At 64.6% G+C, this 18197-nt stretch carries 21 protein-coding genes; 12 read left to right on the forward strand and 9 right to left on the reverse strand.

The features are described from left to right. Nucleotides 1-24: 24 nt before the first annotated feature. The gene (locus QX073_RS23455; RefSeq protein ID WP_316226442.1) at nucleotides 25-1218 is read right to left on the reverse strand and encodes an MFS transporter; all 1194 of its coding nucleotides are present in this window, start codon (nucleotides 1216-1218) and stop codon (nucleotides 25-27) included. Nucleotides 1219-1280: 62 nt separating this feature from the next. Here QX073_RS23455 and QX073_RS23460 point away from each other — a divergent pair, with 62 nt between their 5' ends. Beyond that, nucleotides 1281-2087 carry a helix-turn-helix transcriptional regulator gene (locus QX073_RS23460; RefSeq protein ID WP_316226443.1) on the forward strand — a complete coding sequence of 269 codons (807 nt, stop codon included), beginning with the start codon at nucleotides 1281-1283 and terminating at the stop codon, nucleotides 2085-2087. Between the two features lie 126 nt (nucleotides 2088-2213). After that, a complete protein-coding gene (locus QX073_RS23465) occupies nucleotides 2214-3563 on the forward strand; it encodes a malonyl-CoA decarboxylase (RefSeq protein WP_315718038.1) in 1350 nt (449 codons plus the stop codon). A gap of 854 nt (nucleotides 3564-4417) precedes the next feature. Here the strand turns inward: QX073_RS23465 and QX073_RS23470 are convergent. Both QX073_RS23470 and QX073_RS23475 read right to left on the reverse strand, forming a co-directional pair. Continuing rightward, complete coding sequence (locus QX073_RS23470) at nucleotides 4418-4729, reverse strand: NTF2 fold immunity protein (RefSeq protein WP_316196445.1); 312 nt, start codon at nucleotides 4727-4729, stop codon at nucleotides 4418-4420. A gap of 140 nt (nucleotides 4730-4869) precedes the next feature. Further along, the gene (locus QX073_RS23475) at nucleotides 4870-5286 is read right to left on the reverse strand and encodes an SRPBCC family protein (protein ID WP_316226444.1); all 417 of its coding nucleotides are present in this window, start codon (nucleotides 5284-5286) and stop codon (nucleotides 4870-4872) included. A gap of 143 nt (nucleotides 5287-5429) precedes the next feature. On the opposite strand from QX073_RS23475, the gene QX073_RS23480 reads away from it, so the two are divergent. Beyond that, nucleotides 5430-5681 carry a hypothetical protein gene (locus QX073_RS23480; RefSeq protein ID WP_316226445.1) on the forward strand — a complete coding sequence of 84 codons (252 nt, stop codon included), beginning with the start codon at nucleotides 5430-5432 and terminating at the stop codon, nucleotides 5679-5681. A gap of 44 nt (nucleotides 5682-5725) precedes the next feature. Continuing rightward, nucleotides 5726-6358 (forward strand): hypothetical protein, encoded by a 633-nt coding sequence (locus QX073_RS23485; protein ID WP_316226446.1) that lies wholly within the window; start codon nucleotides 5726-5728, stop codon nucleotides 6356-6358. Between the two features lie 287 nt (nucleotides 6359-6645). On the opposite strand, the gene QX073_RS23490 is transcribed toward QX073_RS23485, so the two are convergent. From QX073_RS23490 to QX073_RS23510, 5 genes are all read right to left on the reverse strand, one after another. Then, entirely contained in the window at nucleotides 6646-7116 is a 471-nt protein-coding gene (locus QX073_RS23490; protein WP_316226447.1) for a DUF4265 domain-containing protein, read from the reverse strand. A 92-nt stretch (nucleotides 7117-7208) separates the two neighbouring features. Continuing rightward, a complete protein-coding gene (locus tag QX073_RS23495) occupies nucleotides 7209-8264 on the reverse strand; it encodes a hypothetical protein (RefSeq protein WP_316226448.1) in 1056 nt (351 codons plus the stop codon). 403 nt (nucleotides 8265-8667) lie between these two features. Beyond that, complete coding sequence (locus QX073_RS23500) at nucleotides 8668-8922, reverse strand: DUF3297 family protein (protein ID WP_315718031.1); 255 nt, start codon at nucleotides 8920-8922, stop codon at nucleotides 8668-8670. Further along, nucleotides 8919-9395, reverse strand: a complete 477-nt coding sequence (locus QX073_RS23505; protein WP_316201186.1) for a glutathione peroxidase — start codon at nucleotides 9393-9395, stop codon at nucleotides 8919-8921. The genes QX073_RS23500 and QX073_RS23505 overlap by 4 nt, the downstream gene beginning before the upstream one ends. After that, entirely contained in the window at nucleotides 9395-10789 is a 1395-nt protein-coding gene (locus tag QX073_RS23510) for an amidase family protein (protein WP_316226449.1), read from the reverse strand. The genes QX073_RS23505 and QX073_RS23510 overlap by 1 nt, the downstream gene beginning before the upstream one ends. A 364-nt stretch (nucleotides 10790-11153) precedes the next feature. Here QX073_RS23510 and QX073_RS23515 point away from each other — a divergent pair, with 364 nt between their 5' ends. Together QX073_RS23515 and QX073_RS23520 are read left to right on the forward strand one after the other, a co-directional pair. After that, complete coding sequence (locus QX073_RS23515; protein WP_316226450.1) at nucleotides 11154-12257, forward strand: lactonase family protein; 1104 nt, start codon at nucleotides 11154-11156, stop codon at nucleotides 12255-12257. 80 nt (nucleotides 12258-12337) lie between these two features. Continuing rightward, entirely contained in the window at nucleotides 12338-12772 is a 435-nt protein-coding gene (locus QX073_RS23520; protein ID WP_315828337.1) for a group III truncated hemoglobin, read from the forward strand. A 54-nt stretch (nucleotides 12773-12826) separates the two neighbouring features. On the opposite strand, the gene QX073_RS23525 is transcribed toward QX073_RS23520, so the two are convergent. Then, entirely contained in the window at nucleotides 12827-13084 is a 258-nt protein-coding gene (locus tag QX073_RS23525) for a DUF6894 family protein (protein WP_315718026.1), read from the reverse strand. Nucleotides 13085-13389: 305 nt separating this feature from the next. On the opposite strand from QX073_RS23525, the gene pqqA reads away from it, so the two are divergent. From pqqA to pip, 6 genes are all read left to right on the forward strand, one after another. Further along, nucleotides 13390-13470 (forward strand): pyrroloquinoline quinone precursor peptide PqqA, encoded by an 81-nt coding sequence (pqqA, locus tag QX073_RS23530; protein WP_012029362.1) that lies wholly within the window; start codon nucleotides 13390-13392, stop codon nucleotides 13468-13470. A gap of 215 nt (nucleotides 13471-13685) precedes the next feature. Continuing rightward, a complete protein-coding gene (gene pqqB / locus QX073_RS23535; RefSeq protein WP_315718025.1) occupies nucleotides 13686-14615 on the forward strand; it encodes a pyrroloquinoline quinone biosynthesis protein PqqB in 930 nt (309 codons plus the stop codon). A 20-nt stretch (nucleotides 14616-14635) separates the two neighbouring features. Next, complete coding sequence (gene pqqC / locus QX073_RS23540) at nucleotides 14636-15391, forward strand: pyrroloquinoline-quinone synthase PqqC (RefSeq protein ID WP_410052385.1); 756 nt, start codon at nucleotides 14636-14638, stop codon at nucleotides 15389-15391. A 245-nt stretch (nucleotides 15392-15636) separates the two neighbouring features. Further along, nucleotides 15637-15945, forward strand: a complete 309-nt coding sequence (pqqD, locus tag QX073_RS23545) for a pyrroloquinoline quinone biosynthesis peptide chaperone PqqD (protein WP_315718023.1) — start codon at nucleotides 15637-15639, stop codon at nucleotides 15943-15945. Continuing rightward, nucleotides 15942-17135: a pyrroloquinoline quinone biosynthesis protein PqqE gene (pqqE, locus tag QX073_RS23550; protein WP_315828311.1), complete on the forward strand. Its 1194-nt coding sequence runs from the start codon at nucleotides 15942-15944 to the stop codon at nucleotides 17133-17135. Before pqqD ends, pqqE begins: the two co-directional genes overlap by 4 nt. Next, nucleotides 17128-18117, forward strand: coding sequence for a prolyl aminopeptidase (gene pip, locus QX073_RS23555; RefSeq protein WP_316226452.1), 990 nt, complete (start codon nucleotides 17128-17130; stop codon nucleotides 18115-18117). Before pqqE ends, pip begins: the two co-directional genes overlap by 8 nt. Nucleotides 18118-18197 lie beyond the last annotated feature (80 nt).

Below are 18197 nucleotides of genomic sequence, written 5' to 3' on the forward strand. Positions count from 1 at the left end.
GGAAAATTTGGGTGGATCGCATCCTCACTCCGCCGGCGCCTGCCGCAGCGCCGGTTGCGCCGCCGGAAGCTCCGGCGGCAGGATCAGCGCGGCGATGACCGCGACCAGGCAGAGCGCGGCGAAGGCCTGCAGCATGGTGACGAAGCCGCCGCGCTCATACAGCCAGGCGACCAGGCCGACCGAGGCGCCTGCCGCGGTGAAGCCGACGAAGTAGCGCACCGCATAGGCGCGCGAGCGCCACTCCTCGGCCGTGTACTTGCCGACCATGGCGTCATTCACGGTGACCTGCCCGAACGCACCCATGACGACGCCGATCGAGGCCACGATCAGCGCCCAGTCGCGCGCGTCGGCGGCGAGATAGAGCAGCGGCGCCAGCACCAGCGACAGCGGCAGCGCGATCGTCTTCAGCGCGTGGCGATCGAGCAGCCGGCCGATCGTATACTGCGTCATCGCGCCGAACACGTAGACACCGGCCGCGATCACGCCGAGCAGTGCCGGGCTCTGCGTCAGCCCCGCCAGCCGTTCCGCGAACAGTTTTGGCAGCGCCACGGTGATCGCGTTGAACGTCGTCGAGATCGCGATCACCACCAGCAGCAGCGCCAGCACCACGCGCCACATCTGGTCGCGCGCAACGCGGGCCTGCGCCGCCGCCTGCTTCGATCCCCGGCGGTCCTCATGCGCAACCGCCAGCGCGAACACCACGCCGATCGCCACCGTGATCACCCCGGGTACGATGAAGGCGAAGCGCCAGCCGAGATATTGCCCGACCACGCCGGTGACCAGCGCCGACGAGGCGACGCCGAGATTTCCGAACACGCCGTTCAGCCCCATGTCGCGGCCGAGCCGGTCGGCATAGGACACCAGCATCGCGGTTCCCACCGGATGATAGATCGAGGCGAACAGGCCGATCGAAAGCAGCGCCGCGCCGAGCTGCCACGGCGTCTGCACCAAGCCGACCGAGATCATCGACAAGCCGATGCCGAGATAGAAGATCAGCATCATGTGCCGCCGGCTCCAGCGGTCGCCGAGCCAGCCGGTCAGGAGCGACCCGGCGCCGAAGGCGATGAAGCCCGGCGTCGCATAGGGCAAGAGCTCCGCATAGGCCATGCCGAGCGCCGGGCCCATGATGATGACCGCGGCTGCGAAGATCAGCATCGCATAATGGTCGATGAAATGGGCCGCGTTGACGAAGCCGATGACGCGGCGGGCGCTGTTCATGGGAGCTGTCCTCGATTCCTGACGGATCGGTTATAGTCGACGCGACCAACGAGAAGCCGCCAATGACCATCGTGGACACGCCATTGAAGCCGCTCGGCGCCGACCGGGTGACGACCGAGCCCGGCGTCCATCTGATCGCGCGCCTCTATCAAAAAGGTGCGCGGCTCGATCCGCACATGCACCGTGAATCCCAGTTGATCTACGCCTCGCGCGGCACGATGCAGGTGACGACGCCGCGGGGACGCTGGCTGGTGCCGCCGGATCGCGCGGTCTGGGTGCCGGCGCGCCATGGCCACGCCATCGAAATGCTGGCCGACAGCCACATGCGGACGCTGTATTTCGAGCTGGACTGGCTGAAGCGGGAGACGCGGGGCGCGCGGCTCGACCGCGAGTTCGTCGTGCAGGTCTCGCCGCTGCTGCATCAGGCGATCCTGGCGCTGTTCGCGGCGGACGGCGGGCCGGAGCGGACGGCGCTGCTGGTGCGGCTCGCTCTGCTCGAATTGCGCCGCGCCGAGGATTCCTCGACCTTCATCCCCTTGCCGCAGGATCCGCGCGCGAGACGTGCCGCCCACCTCGTCCTCGCCTCTCCCGCGAGCGAGGAGGACCTGGCGACCCTGGCGGGCAAGGTCGGCAGCTCGGCCCGCACTTTGTCGCGGCTGTTCGCGGCGGAGACGCGGCTGAGCTTCAAGGCGTGGTGCCAGCGTGCCCGGATCGCCGCCGCGATCGAGCGGCTGTCCACCGACCGTCACCTCTCCGTCAAGCAGCTCGCCGCCGATCTCGGCTATGCCAGCGTGCCGGCGTTTTCGCATGCCTTCAGGCAGGTCACCGGCCGCACTCCGACCGAATTCGCGGAGCAGACAGGTGCATGACTCGCCGGCCGCATATGCACGCCGCGACGGCGGCGTTGACGATTTGTTATGTTTGAATGTCGCCAGCTTTGCCATAAATCCATGTAACATCGCCTTCATCACGCTCCGGGATTCGACCGACATCAGATGGCCAACGCCTTTTTCACCGACCTGATCACCACAATTTCCGAGCGAGGCCGGACGCTGCTGCGCGGCGGCGGCGCCCCTGTCGACAAGCATGATGCGAAAAGCCTGGCCGAGCTGTGCGAGGCGCTGGTGTCCGGCGCCGGCGAGGCCTCGGGCACGGCGATGGCCCGCGACGTTCTCGACGGCTATCACGATCTCGACCCCGAGGGCCGCAAGGCGTTCTTCACCGCGCTGGTGCATGATTTCGGGCCGGACAAGGCCAGGCTCGCCAAGGCGATCGACGACTGGCGCGCGACGCCATCGGACGAAGGCGCGAGCGCGCTGCATTTCGCCTCCGAGCCGCGCCGGCAGGAGCTGATCCGCCGGCTCAACCGCGCGCCGGGCGGCACGCCCGAGCTGGTGGCGATGCGCACCGATCTCCTGGATCTCATCAAGGGCAATCCGGAACTCGCCGCGCTCGATCGCGACGTCGTGCATCTCTTGAGCTCATGGTTCAACAGGGGGTTTCTCGTGCTGCGTAAGATCGACTGGTCGACGCCGGCGAACATTCTGGAACAGATCATCCGCTACGAGGCAGTGCACGAGATCCACGACTGGGACGATCTGCGCCGCCGCATCGATCCGGTCGATCGCCGCTGCTACGCCTTCTTCCATCCCGCGATGCCCGATGCGCCCTTGATCTTCGTCGAGATCGCGCTGACCGAGACCATCCCCGGCGCCATCGCGCCGCTGCTCGCCGTCGATCGTCCGCCGGTGCCGGCCGACCGCGCCCGCACCGCCGTATTCTATTCGATCTCCAACACCCAGCGCGGCCTCGGCGGCATCTCGTTCGGCAACTTCCTGATCAAGCAGGTGGTCGAGGAGCTGCGGCGCGAGCTGCCGAAGCTGGACACCTTCGTCACGCTGTCGCCGGTGCCCGGCTTCATGCACTGGCTGAAGTCGACGACCGATGCGACCGAAGAGGATCGCAACGTGCTCAAGCTGCTGAACGAGCCGCGCTGGGTCGAGGATGCCGAGATGACCGCCGAGCTGCGCCCGGTGATCGAGCCGCTCGCCGCGCACTACTTCCTGAAGGCGCGGACGTCGAAGGGCAAAGTGATCGATCCCGTCGCCCGCTTCCACCTCGGCAACGGCGCGAGACTCGAACGCATCAACTGGCTCGGCGACCTCTCGTCCAAGGGCCAGCGCGAATCCGCGACCGTGATGGTGAACTACCTGTATCGGCTCGAGGACATCGAGAAGAACCACGAAGCCTATGCCAATGACGGCGAGGTCGTGGCCTCGAGCGCGGTGAAGAAGCTGCTGCGCGCCGAGGGCCGGCGGCTGCTGGATATGCGACTGTCGTCGTAGGACTTGCCTGCGACACGCAGCGTGAGGCCGGCCATCGGTGCCCACCGATGGCGTCGGACCGTAAGGGCCTGAGGCAGCTCCAACTTTCAGCTTAGCTACCAATGAGCTACGTTTGTGGCCAGTTCTCTCCCCGTCATGGCCGGGCTCCGTCCCGGCCATCCACGTCGGCCGGCATCCTGGGAACGACGTGGATGCCCGGGACAAGCCCGGGCATGACGAGCAACAAATTGCCAGACTGTCGTGTCGTGGTAGTTGCGGTGGCAACAGGGCCATGACCGCTCTCACATCTCAAACAGCTGGGGACGTGCGACCGTAGCCTCGCGGCGCAGAGCGCCCGAGTGCTGTATCGACATGTCCCTCCGACAAATACAGAGGGCGCAGGGAAGACCGGGTGCTGGCCGCAACCCATGGCCCCCGTGCGAGAGAAAGTGCACGGGGCAGGAACCACAGGTACGACCGGTGCATTCCGGCCTTCCCTGCGCGATGGTTTGAACGGTGTCCTTCGTGCTCTCCCTGGGGATCGGCTCTTTTGCCCCATCGCCCGCGCGTGCCGTCAAGCAACAACGCGGACTTGACCTCAGCGTCGAGAGGCCAGGACCACACGACTTCTCCGTCCGCGACGGCGCCGGTCGTCTACCAGCACCTCCACGGCCACCGCATCCCTGCCCCGACGTTCGTGACGACGCGTACGCCCCTCTGCGAAAAGGACAGGACGCGCGCAGTATTGCTGATTTTCGGAATTTGTCAAGAAGGAATGCAGTTCTGCTCGCGACCGTTATCAGGGTGTCCACCGCTTTGTCAGCGTCAGTGCCATCACTCACTCGATTGTCCGGCTCCGAAATTCGCTGATATCGCTATTGTTCACGATAGGCCTGCAATACCCTCCAACTCACCTTGTCTACCCAAATGACTGGAGTGCCACCCACGAACCCCGGGGGTAGCTCATAGAAGACCGCCCAAGCAGTTCCCTTGTCGATCACGACCGGCGGGCGTCCGATCGTATCGAAATCAGGATAGTGGAGCGCGCAATAACGCTCCGCCACCCGAGCGGCAGTGAACTGCGGCGATCTGATCGACAGTTCGTCTGCCGACACCTTCGAAATGGATGATGACGTCAGGCACGCCAGCGCCAGCGCAACCCATAGTCCGCCTATTGCATGCTTCATGTCGCATCTCTAATTGGGTGCTCGCACTGTTGGGTTGCGCGCGGTCAGCGCACCACGCGTGAATGACCCGATCGAGCAGACCTATCACGGTGAGCAACGCCGTCTAGCCCCGCTCGATTGGCTTCCTTGCCTCGCCGCCCTCACGACGCCTTCTGCTTCGCCTCCACGTGTCGGGCGAAACTGTCGAGAATGGCCTGCCAGCCGGCCTGCTGTTGCTCGACCGAATGCATCATCTCGGCATCGAAGACGACGCGAACGACGACGCCCTTCGGGCCCGGCTCGAAGTGAACCTCGGCCTTGCGGTCGCCGAAGGCATATTCGATCAGCTTGTGCTCGACGATTTTGGTGTACGTGCCGGCGAAGTCAAAACCCATGCTGCCGTCCTTGGCCTCCATCCGCGACGAGAACGCACCGCCTTCCCGCAGATCGACCGTGGCCTTGGTCGTATGCCAGTCGTCCGACGCAGCGTTCCATTCCACGATTTCGGCCGGCGTCGTATAGGCGCGCCAAACCTGATCGATCGGGGCTGCGACGGTGGTTTCGACGGTGATCCGCATCACAATGGCTCCAGGTTCGTTCTTGAGGGCTCACTGCCGGTGTGCAGGAGTATGCTCGAAGGACGATACAGACTGGCCGGTCCCGACAGATGGCAGGAGAAATATTGCTTCCCCGGGGACAGCCTATTGCCAGAGATGTGTAAATGGGGAGAGCCACACGAGCATCATTCATTGCCTCCACAGCCCTCGTGGGCGGCGCGCTCGGCGTGGTCGTTCTTGGATATGCGGCTCTGGCGCTCGGCTTTTTTGGCCTCAGTTTCGCGCCAGGAGGCATTCACAGCGACTGGAGCATTGTCGCGCTGTTGGGTGTCGTGGTTGGCGTCGGTCTTGGCGGCCTTTTAGGGATTTGGGCAGGTGTACGGCTCGCCAAGTTCTTGCTTGGACAGAAGCGGTAGCCGCGCCGTACAGATCATGAAGCGTTGGAGCCTAAGAGGCGAGCATGGGTTCATCACAGGAGTTTTTGAAACGCATTTTCGAACTGCTCTCGGAGGATGGCTTTCGGCAGCCGTCTCGCGGAATTTACGTCAAGCCGTGGATCGACGCCTGGCGAGGATGGGTCGGCATTGACTCAGGACGCTACAGCCTTGGCCCGGTTGTCGGACTGTTCAACGACGAATTCTTGAAAGCCAGTAGCGAAGCGCTGAAGCGATTGGGGGCTCCATGGCAACACGGCGAAAATGGACCACCTTTGATCATGATCAACCTGCAGCAGCTTGCCGAGCAAGACGCCGAGGGTACGGCAAGGATTTCTTGGACTTTCAGCGGCAAAGCGTTGCAGCCAAGCGTTGCGGAAGACATCGTCTACTGCATCCGGACTTTCGGGTATCCGTACATTCAGGCGCACACAAACATAGAGGCGTTGTGGCGCGCAGCTGTCGATGAAAGAAGGGCTTCGCCTGCCTTCATCATGTACCTACCGATTCTCCTCATCAAGCTCGGCCAGCTGGATAGTCTTCGCCAATTCGTAGCAGACCACCGCGAGCGCCCTGTTACCGCGGACCTTTCGGTCAACTACGAGCAATATGTCGGTGCGATACTGGAACTGCATGGCATCGCGCCGGACGGATCTTAGCCCGCATCCCCGCCAACTGCTGGGGCCTCATGGTTCGAGACGCGCCTTCGGCGCTCCTCACCATGAGGGTTGAGCTTTGAAGTCGGCGCTGCACCTTGCGCCATCGGCAGCGTGATCATGGCGATAGGTAAGAGGTTACGCTGCGATCCACAGCTCCGCGGCGACAGAACGACCTTCACCTCCGCGGGTGTTCGGAGACGCTGCAGTAAATATGTCGCACGACATTGTCGATTTTTGACGAAGAGTTTCGCGGATCGCCAGCGCAATCACGCCATTCGCCATCGATATCAATGCACCCACCAGTTTGTGAGGTTACCATGATCGTCATACACGTTACCGAACTCCCATTGAACGCCGGGACCAGCTAACAAATTCATGATTGACTTGATCTTGTCTAGACCCAGACCGATATGAAGACTCAGAAGCAGGAGTGAAGCATCCTCACTGTTCTTTCCCACTTCGTACTTTCCATTCTCAGAAAGAACCGCATCGATCACCGCGTGCACGTCGGACCTATCAAGTCGTCCCTCGATGAAAACGCGAATAGACACTTGCCCGCTTCGCGACACGACCTCGAAGCGACCGGAATTCGGGTCGACAATTCTGACGATATCGTCCAATGCGACATCATAGGCGAACCCAGGAATGCTCCGGATTACATATTCCCCGTCCTGCCGCGTCATTTCCGCGAGCACGACTTCTCGCTTCATAGGCCCGGACACTGCGGCGATCGGCAGGCGTAGCAGCCGCTCCTCCATATCTACTCCCTCCCGCTACGGTCCACAGCTTCTGCTTAGCGATCGCCACTGGTGTTCGATAGGACGGCCATACATTCAGTTGATTGTCCAGCCTACGCAGCAGCTCGCTGCGGCCGCAGCCGCAGCACCGCCGGCGGCAGATTGGCCGCCAGCCATTCCGCAATCACCTTCTGCTTTCGGTGATACGCCAGTCCCACCGCGACCACCGCGACGCCGATCAGCGACAGTGCGAACGGGAACAGCAGCGAGTCCTTGAAGACGACGTCGGCGAGGTGGCCGAGATACATCGTGATGCCGATGGCGCCGAACACGGCGTAGGCGCGGCGGACGATGATGACGGCGATCGCGAGCAGGCCGACGTTCAGCAGGCAGTAGATCGCCTTGCCCAGCTCGGTCGCGCCTTCGGTGGCGCTGACGCCGCCCCAGAAGGCCATCAGGCCGAACAAGTGCAGCCAGAAGCCGAAGTCGCGGCTGTAGCTGGTGTAGTCGACGATCCACGCCACCGCGAGAATGCCGAGGCCGAACCAGATCGACACCACGCGGCGCATCTCCCAGTCGAAATGGCCGACATTGAAGATCCAGGGCGTGAGGTCCATCGACATGAACCACAGCGCGACCGACATGATCGCGACGATGAAGGGCACGCGATAGAAGTGCAGCGCGATCGCGCCCGCCGCGATGGTGGCGATCTCCATGAACAGCCAACTGCCCTTGATCCAGACGTAGAAGTCATGAACCGTGCCGGGCTTGCCGAACTTGCCCCACCAGCCGAATTCGGCTTGGACGCCGTAGACGGCGAGCGGTGCCATCGACACGGCGATGGCGATCAGCAGGCCGCCGGGGACGCGCAAGCTCCGGCGCCAGAGGTGGTCGCCGGCGAAGCCGAAGGCGGCGGCATAGGCGAGCGCGCAGGCCGTCAGGGCGCGGCCGCCCATCTGCGAGAAGGCCACCGTCGAGAACAGGCCCATGGCGCCGATCACGATCAGCGCGCCGGCGTACCAGAGCAGATGCGCGGCATCGAATTTGGCGTGCGCCGCCGGACCCGCCTTCGCCTGTTGCTCGAGGTAGGTCAGCAACCGCTGCAACTCGTCGGGCCCGATCGCGCCTGCCCCGGCGGCGGCGCGCAGATCTTGTTCCGAATAGGCCATCGTCATCACCCTCTGTGACCCCGCCGGGAGACGGCACGCAGGGGGTCCGATCGCGCAAACGCCTGGGGACGTCGCGCGTCGGGACCGGTGCCGACGGGGCGGATATGGGTGAGTGTAGCGGAATGTGAGCGACGTTCAATATAATTTTGAACGACGCTCAAATATCTACGACCAACGTTCTAAATTACCCATCGCGACGCGGGGGCTAAAGCTGCTTCGACCCCGCCCTTCTCCACACCGTCATGGCCGGGCTTGTCCCGGCCATCCATGTCGTGCGCCTGGAATGACGACGGGGATGCCCGGGACAGGCCCGGGCATGACGAGTCCTGGGTTGGCGGTTTGCCTCATCGCTGAGGCCAGAGGTTGGCGGATACGACCACCAGAGGCCCGCAGCGCAGTCGCCTCAATCCTTGAAATACGGCTCGACCGGGCCGTGGACCTTGATGGTCAGCGGGTTGCCGTGGCGGTCCTTGGCATTCCCCGCGGCGACGCGGATCCAGCCTTCGCTGATGCAGTATTCCTCGACATTGGTCTTCTCGGCGCCCTTGAAGCGGATGCCGACGTCGCGCGACAGGATCTCCGCATTGTAATAGGGGCTCTTCGGATCGACCGACAGCCGGTCAGGAAATGGGGTCGCAGTCGTCTCGTTGTCGCTCACAGCAGTGCCTCGATCTCTTTCTTCAACGCCTCGGGCGTGGTGGTCGGCGCATGGCGCGACACCACATTCCCACGGCGATCGACCAGGAATTTGGTGAAATTCCATTTTATCGCCGAGCCCAAGAGGCCGGTCTTCTCGCCCTTCAGGAACTTGTAGAGCGGATGTGCATCGGTACCGTTGACGTCGATCTTCGCAAACAGCGGGAAGGTGACGTCGTACTTGCCGGCGCAGAACGCGCCGATCTCCTCGGCCGTGCCGGGCTCCTGGGCGCCGAACTGGTTACAGGGAAATCCGAGCACGGCAAAGCCCCTGTCCGCATAGGCGCGGTGCAGCGCCTCGAGGCCGCGATATTGCGGCGTGAAGCCGCAGGCGCTGGCGGTGTTGACGATCAGCAGCACCTGCCCCTCGAAGCGCTTCAGCGGCACCTCCTCGCCCTTCAGCGAGGTCGCGGTGAAATCATAGATGCTGGCCATCAGCCCAGCACCGGATCGATCGGCGACGGCGGGGTACCGCCAGCCTCGATCGCTTCGCCAGCGAGAAGGCACGCGTCCTCGCGAAAGCGCTGGCCGACAAGCTGGACGCCGACCGGGACGCGGCCGACCATGCCGGTCGAGACCGTCAGGCCCGGCAGGCCGAAGAACGGAATCGCGATCTGCGTGAGCTGGGCGTGCCAGACCTGCTGGAACGACTCCTCGTCCTTGCGGTCGAGCTGATCGGCGAACGGCAGCATGCCCGACACCGGCATCAGCAGCAGCGGATGCTGCTCCATGAACAGGAGCCATTGCCGGGTCAGCGCGGCGCGGCGCGCGAGCGTCTGCGACAGGTCGAATGGGTGAACCTTGTCACTGACGCCGCGCAGGCAGGCCAGCGCGCCTGGGTCGCGCTCCTTTTCCGCAGCCGCGAGCTGCGCCTCGTAGCCGTCGCCGAGCCAGAGACGGGTCTGCAGCAGCGCGGCCTCCTGCATCGGCGGCGTGTCCGCGATCTCCTCGACGGTCCAGCCGGCGGCTTCCAGCCGCCTGGCGGCATCGCGCAAGGCGGCCACGACCTCCGGCACAGGGTTCAGCCCGTCCGGGTTGACGCAGAGGGTGACGCGGTTCGGCAGCGGCGGGCCCTCGAGCGGCACCGGCATCCACCAGACATCGCGGACGTCGCGCGCCGACATCGCGGCCAGCGCGATCCTGACGTCGTTGATGGTGCGGGCGAGCGGGCCGGAGACGGCGCTGATCTGCGGGCCGATCGGGCGCTCGGGGAACTGTGTATTGAAGGCGGGGATGCGCCCGACCGTGGGGCGCAGGCCGTGGATGCCGCAGGCATAGGCGGGATAGCGGACGGAGCCGGCGATGTCGGTGCCGTGGCCGATATGGCCGATGCCCGCCGCGGTGGCCGAGCCGGCGCCGCCCGACGAACCTCCGGGCGTGATGCTGGGGTCGCGCGGATTCTTGGTGTGGCCGTGGATGAGGTTGCTGGTGAACCAGCGATAGGACACCGCCGGGGTGTTGGTGCGGCCGAGCAGCACGGCGCCGGCCTTGACCAGGTTGTTGACGACCGGATTGTGAGCCGAGGCGATCGCGTCCTTCTGCAGATTGAGGCCGTTGGTGGTGGCGAAGCCGGCCTGGTCGACATTGACCTTGATCGTCACCGGCACGCCGGCGAGAGGCCCCGGATCCTCGCCGCGCGCCAGCCGGGAGTCGATGGCGTCGGCCTGCTTCAAGACCTCCTCCGGCCGATGGTCGATCACGGCATTGATCGCCGGATTGACCGCATCGAGCCGCGCCAGCGCCGCGGTCGCGGCATCGCGGGCGGAGACCTGCTTCGACTTGATGAGGGCGGCAAGGTCGGCAGCCGGCAGGCGCCAGAGATCGGTCATGGGAAGCTCCGTGGTGTCGGGGCTTGTTCTAGCGCGAGCACTTACCGGGAGAAAGCCGTCGCGGCGCGGCACTCCAGCATAGCTTCGGCAGCAAACCGCATGGGTCTTGTTGCACTCGCCCTCGCCTCCTCGTCATGGCCGGGCTTGTCCCGGCCATCCACGTCGTGCAGCGCGCGTGGACCGACGTGGATGCCCGGGACAAGCCCGGGCATGACGGAGAGACAAACTGGCCGCGTGTTAGGGGTGCGAAGTGCGGTCGCGATCAATACCCATCCTGCATCGATCGATCCGGAATCAGGCTTGGTCAAGCTTCACGTTCGACTTTAAGAGCTGAAGCAAGCACATCACAAAAGGGGGAAACCACATGATCAGACCGGGCACCATCATGGCCGCAACATTCGTTCTCGCCGCTGCAGCAACGCTGGCGCCGCGCGCGGGCCACGCCGAGACCTATGCCTATGTCGGCAACGCCGACAGCAACGACATCAGCGTCTTCAAGTTCGATGCTTCCACCGGCGAGATGACCCCGGCGCAGACGGCTTCCTTCGTCGGCGTCGACAAGCCGGGCTCGTCGACCCCGCTCGCGGTCAGCCCGGACAAGACGGTGCTGATCGCCGGAATCCGCTCGCAGCCGTTCCAGGCCGAGAGCTTTGCGATCAATGCCAAGACCGGTCAGCTCAGCCACATCGGCAACGGGCCGCTCGCCGACAGCATGGCCAACATCGCCTTCGACCGCACCGGCAAGGTGCTGTTCAGCGCCTCCTATGGCGGCAACAAGGTGGCGGTGAATCCGATCCAGGCCAATGGCGTCGTCGCGGCGCCGAGCCAGGTGATCCCGACCGGGCTGAACGCCCACGCCTTCCTGCCCTCGCCCGACAACCGCTTCGTGTTCGCGACCAATCTCGGCTCCGACCAGGTGCTCGGCTTCGCCTTCGACGCCGCGACGGGCAAGCTGACGGCCAAGGAGGCGCTGACGGTGAAGACGCCGGAGAAGTCAGGGCCGCGCCACTTCATCTTCCACCCGAACGGCAAGTTCATCTACCTTCTGCACGAACTCAACGCGGATCTCGCGGTCTATGCCTATGACGCGGAGAACGGCACCTGGAGCGAGCAGCAGCGCACCACCGCCCTGCCCTCAGGCTTCACCGGCAAGCCCTGGGCGGCCGATCTGCACGTGACGCCGGATGGCAAGTTCCTCTACGCCTCGGAGCGCGGCTCGAACACGATTGCCGGCTTCAAGGTCGATGCGGCCAGCGGGCGCGTGAGCCTGATCGGCAGCGTGCCGACCGAGACCCAGCCACGCGGCTTCGCCATCGATCCCACCGGGCGCTATCTCGCCGCCGTCGGCGAAGTGTCGAACGGGATGACGGTGTATCGGATCGACCCGGCCAGCGGCGCGCTCACGAGCCTGAAATCCTACGCCGTGGGCAAGAAGCCGAACTGGGTGGAGTTCGTCAGCCTGCCGTGAGCGAACGACAGGGCCGCCACAAGATCGGACGTGGCGGCCCGGCGTTTCCATCGGCGCTGCGAGTGCCTATATACAAGGCCATGACGATGCCTGCCGCCCAGCCTGACCGCCATCCCCTCGCAGTTCAACATCCGGAACTCGACGACGCCTCGATCCGCCTGCTGGTCGAGACCTTCTACGGGCGCGCAAGGGAGGACGAGCTGATCGGCCCGATCTTCAACCGTACCGTGGAGGATTGGGACGACCATATCGGCAGGATCAGCGATTTCTGGTCGTCGATGTTCCTGAAGACCGGCCGCTACAGCGGCGCGCCGATGCGGCCGCATCTGTTGCTATCGTTGCAGGGGCCGCATTTCGACCGCTGGCTGCAACTGTTCGAGGCGACGGCGAAGGACCTGTTCGCGCCGGAGCTCGCGGAGCTCTTCATCGTCCGCGCCCGCCGCATCGCCGACAGTTTCGAGATGGGCATCGCCAGCACGCGCGGCGACATCGCGCGCCCGCGCCATTCGGTCTGATCTCGGCCGCAAGCACGCGGGCGTTCGGGAAACGGCCATGCGGCCGTTCTGCGCTCAATGGCGCGTCATCGATTGCGCCGGCATGTTGAAGATCGCTTCGGAGAACGGGAACTCCAGCACGATCTCACCGTCCTCGTCGGTCACCTCGATGACGGCCGTCATCAGCGCCGCGTTGCCGCCTTCGGTCCGCAGCAGTTCCTTGATCATGTCGCGCGCGACTTCCCAGGCGCGGTCGGGACTGCGCAGCACCTCGCCGTCGGTGTCGGAGACCAGTTCCTCGCCGATCCGTGTGTTGAAGAAATATCTAGGCATCATCAGCTTCCAATGGGGTCGCGCGCTGGGGTTTTGAAGTCTCGAACATCTCACGACTGCTTTATCCGGCCAGCTCAGCCCCCCAAGCTAGGGACCGAATTGAACGGTGTTGCGAAGCCATCGATCACGAATTCGTTGTTTTCACGGCTCGTTCCGACGAAAACGGCAGCAACTCGCATCTGCAACTTCGCACTGCAATAAACAGGCCTGAGAGGCTCAAACAAAAAGATTCCACTGGCGAACTTTTCGTAGCACGGTAGTTTATTGCTGAGGACGATAACCGTCCCGACTTGAAGGAGAGGACAATGGCCTGGAAAGCACCGAAGATCGTTGAAGTGCCGGTCGGCATGGAAATCAACATGTACGCCTGCGCGGCCCGCAAATAATTCGCGGGTGTGACGTCCAGGTCTCGGCGATCAGGACGTCGACGCTTGAGGGTGGGGATCAGCGACCGCGTATGTGCCAGCCCGTACGCTGGTCGGATGTCCCACCCTCGTCACCTTCCCTGCGGGCGGTCCTGACCGTTGGTCAGCCTGCCTGTCGGAGATCCTGCCGCTGGTAATCGCGTGCGCCACCACAGCTGAATTCCAGGAGACGGCTCATGCTTCGCCTCGTCGTCCTGGGCGCCGCCGCGGGCGGTGGAGTGCCACAGTGGAATTGCGGCTGCGCCGTGTGCCGTGCCGCGCGCACCGATCATCCCGAGATCAGCAACAGCCAGGCCTCGGTCGCGGTCAGCGCTGATGGCGCCAACTGGTTCCTGATCAACGCCTCGCCCGATCTGCGCCAGCAGGTTACCCGCACGCCGCAACTGCATCCGAAGCCCGGCGCCCTGCGCCACAGTCCGATCGCCGGCGTGATCCTGACCAATGGCGAGATCGACGCGGTCACGGGGCTGCTGTCGATGCGCGAGAGTTCACCTTTCTCGATCCATGCGCACCCCAAGGTGCTTGCGATCCTCAGATCGAACAACATCTTCGATGTGCTGAAGGACGAGACCGTCAAGCGCGTGCCGATCGTGATCGACGTACCGTTCCGGCCGCTGCTGCAGGACGGCCGGCCCTCGGGCCTGGAGATCACGGCCTTCGCCGTCTCGGGAACGAGCGCGTGGTATCTGCGCGACAAGCAGCATCCCGGCGGCAGCTCCTCGACCGGCGACACGCTGGGCCTGAAGATCGCCGATCTCGAAGGCGGGCAATATTGCTACGTCATCGCCGCCTGTGCCGGCGTGGACGATGATCTGAGAACGAGATTGAGGGGCGCGCCCTTGGTGCTGTTCGACGGCACGGTGTGGCGCGACGACGAGATGATCCAGGCCGGACTCGGCAACAAGACCGGGCAGAGCATGGGACATATCGCGATGTCCGGAGAAAGCGGCGCGATCAAGCAGCTGGCGGACCTCGCGATCGGTAGGAAGGTCTTCCTGCACATCAACAACTCCAATCCGGCGTGGCTGCACGCCTCACCCGAGCGGCAAACGTTGGAACGCGAGGGATGGGAAATCCCCGCTGAAGGGATGGAGATCGTACTGTGAGTGAGGTCAATCTGAGCGGAATGACGGCGCTGTCGATCGGACACGGCGTGACGCTGAACAGTGCAAGCGAATTGGAAGCAGCACTTCGCCATATCGGCGCGACGCGCTATCACAACCACCACCCGTTTCATAAGCTGCTGCACGGCGGCAAGCTCAACAAGGGCCAGGTGCAGGCCTGGGCGCTCAACCGCTACTACTACCAGTCGACGATCCCGCTGAAGGACGCGATGGTGATGACGCGCTTCCGCGACCGCGCCACGCGGCTGGAATGGCGGCACCGCATCGAGGATCATGATGGCGATGTCGGCAGCGAGGGCGGCATCGAGCGCTGGATCAAACTGACCGAAGGCCTCGGCCTCGACACGGCCTACGTCGAATCGACCGAAGGCATCCTGCCGGCCACCCGCTTCGCGGTCGAAGCCTATGTGCATTTCTGCCGCGACCGCTCGCCGCTGGAGGCGATCGCCTCGTCACTGACCGAGCTGTTCGCGCCGAGCATCCATGAAGAGCGCATCTCCGGCATGCTCGAGCACTACGATTTCGTCAACAACGATACGATGAGCTACTTCAAGCGCCGTCTCACCCAGGCGCCGCGCGACGCGAACTTCGCGCTGCATTACGTCAAGGAGCACGCCACCACGCCGGAGCAGCGCGCCGCCGTGTGCAACGCGCTGATCTTCAAGACCAACGTGCTGTGGGTGCAGCTCGACGCGCTGTATCACGCCTATGTCGAGGGCCACATCCCGCCCGGCGCCTTCGTGCCGAAGGAGGGCTGAGCGTGGTCTTCGCGGCTCTCTCAAGGGTACCGGTGCCACCCTCCCCTGGAGGGGGAGGGTCGGCTCGCGCAAAGCGCGAGGCGGGGTGGGGTGAAGCCACCTGCCGCGGTGCGTATGGAGAGATCACCCCACCCCGTTGCGCATCGCGGGCGATGCGCAACGACCCTCCCCCTCCAGGGGAGGGTGGGCACCGCCGATGCCGCGGCATCGGACAGAACGCAACAATCATCGGCTAGAGACCCGCCATGGCCCCGCGTCACATCCAAGTTGCCGAGACCAGCCGCGTGGTGCTGCCGCGGCATGCCAAGCTGAAGTTCGACGAGACCCGGCAGGTCTGGGTGATCCTGGCGCCGGAGCGCGTGCTGGCGCCGGACGAGATCTCAGTCGAGGTGCTCAAGCTGTGCGATGGCGCGCGCAGCGTTGCTGATATCATCGACGAGCTCGCGGCGAAATATGCCGCGCCTCGCGACGTCATCGCGACCGATGTGGTTGCCATGCTGCAGGATCTCGCCGACAAGGGATTCCTGACCGAGGTTCGGGAGACGACATCATGACCGAGCTGACCGACACCTCACCGCCCATCGACAGCAATGACGGCCTCGCCGTGCTGGAGCGACGCGGTTCCGTGGCCGAAACCTACGGCATTCCGCTCGCCGTACTGCTCGAACTCACGCATCGCTGTCCGCTGCAATGCCCCTATTGCTCCAACCCGCTGGAGCTAGATCGCGCCGGACAGGAGCTGACCACCACGGAATGGAAGAAGGTGCTGTCAGAGCTCGCCGAGATCGGCGTGCTGCAGATCCACTTCTCCGGCGGCGAGCCGACCGCGCGCAAGGATCTGGTCGAGCTGGTGCAGCATGCCAACGACGTCGGCCTCTACACCAACCTGATCACCTCGGCCGTGCTGCTGACGCGGGAGCGGCTGAAGGAGCTGGCCGATGCCGGGCTGTCCCATGTCCAGATCAGCTTCCAGGGCAGCGAGGCCGGCATCGCCGACCGCGTCGGCGGCTACAAGGGCGGCCACGTCAAGAAGCTCGAGGTCGCGCGCTGGACCCGCGAGCTCGACCTGCCGCTGACGGTCAACGCCGTGATGCACCGGCAGAACCTGCATCAGCTGCCCGACATCATCCAGATGGCGGTCGATCTCGATGCCGACCGGCTCGAGGTCGCCAACGTGCAATATTACGGCTGGGCGCTGAAGAACCGCGCCAGCCTGATGCCGACCTATGCCCAGCTCGAAGAGACCGACCGTCTGGTCGAGGAGGCGCGCGAGCGGCTGAAGGGCACGCTGACGATCGACTACGTCGTGCCGGACTACTACGCGCTGCGGCCGAAGAAGTGCATGGGCGGCTGGGGCCGGCAGTTCTTCAACATCTCTCCCTCGGGCAAGATCCTGCCCTGCCACGCCGCCGAGAGCATCACCGGGCTCGACTTCATGTCCGTGCGGTCGAACCATTCGATCGCCTGGATCTGGCAGAACTCCGAGGCCTTCAACCGCTACCGTGGCACCGGCTGGATGAAGGAGCCGTGCAAGTCCTGCGAGTTCCGCGAGATCGATTTCGGCGGCTGCCGCTGCCAGGCGTTCGCGCTGACCGGCGATGCAGGGAATACCGATCCGGCCTGCACGCTGTCGCCGCTGCACGAGAGCATCTTCAAGCAGGCCGAGCGTGACGCGGCCTCGGGCCAGGACCGCTTCCTCTATCGCAACTTCGCCGGCGGCACGCCTGAGAGCAATGATGCCTGACGCCGAAGCCGGCCGCGCGTCCGCGCGCCGCAGCGATCCGTTCGCGCCGCTGACGTCGGAATGGCTGGATGTCTCCGGCGGTCACCAGATCTATGTCGAGAGCAGCGGCTGCGCTGGCGGCATTCCCGCGGTCTATCTGCATGGTGGGCCGGGCTCCGGATGCCAGCCGGATCACCGCCGACTGTTCGATGCCGAGCGCTTCCATGCCGTGCTGTTCGACCAGCGCGGCGCCGGCCGCTCGCGTCCTGCGCGCAGCCGCGACAACAACACCCTGCCCGACCTGATCGCCGACATGGAGGCGATCCGCGAAAAGTTCGGTTTCGACCGCTGGATCGTCGCCGGCGGCTCCTGGGGCGCCACCTTGGCGCTGGCTTATACGCAGGCGCACCCGACGCGCGTCACGGGGCTGGTGCTGCGGGCGACGTTCCTCGGCACCCGTGCGGAAGTGGAGACGGCATTCGGCGAGACGCTGGCGCGCTTTCACCCTGCCCTGCACCGCGACTTCCTGGAGATGCTGCCGGAGAACGAACGCGCCAACCCGTGCGACGCCTATTTCCGCCGCATCCTCGATCCCGATCCGGCGATTCATGGCCCGGCTGCGCGCGCCTGGCACGACACCGAGCGGGCGCTGTCCGAGATCAAACCCGCCCGCGCCCATCTGGATCGGCTCGCCATCCGCTCCGGCACCGCCTTGCCGGCGACGCCGTTCATGGAGGCGCATTACTTCTCGCAGGACAGCTTCATGGCGAAAGGCCAGTTGCTGCGTAATGCGAGCAGGCTGAGCGGGATTCCCGGAATCATCGTGCAGGGCCGCTATGACCTGCTCTGTCCGCCCTCCACCTCCGCGCGCCTGGCCGAAATCTGGCGCGACGCCGAAATCCGTGTCGTCGAAGCCGCAGGTCACAATCTTTATGATCCCGGCATCCGCGATGCGGTCATGAAAGCCATCTGCGATATGGCGACGCGCACGACTGCGCCTTAAACACATGGTCATCTCTCCTCATCCTGAGGAGCCATGCGCGGCATGGCGTCTCAAAGGATGAGGCCCCAGACATCCCCCCG

This window comes from Bradyrhizobium sp. SZCCHNS3052, assembly GCF_032484495.1.
Lineage (GTDB): Bacteria > Pseudomonadota > Alphaproteobacteria > Rhizobiales > Xanthobacteraceae > Bradyrhizobium.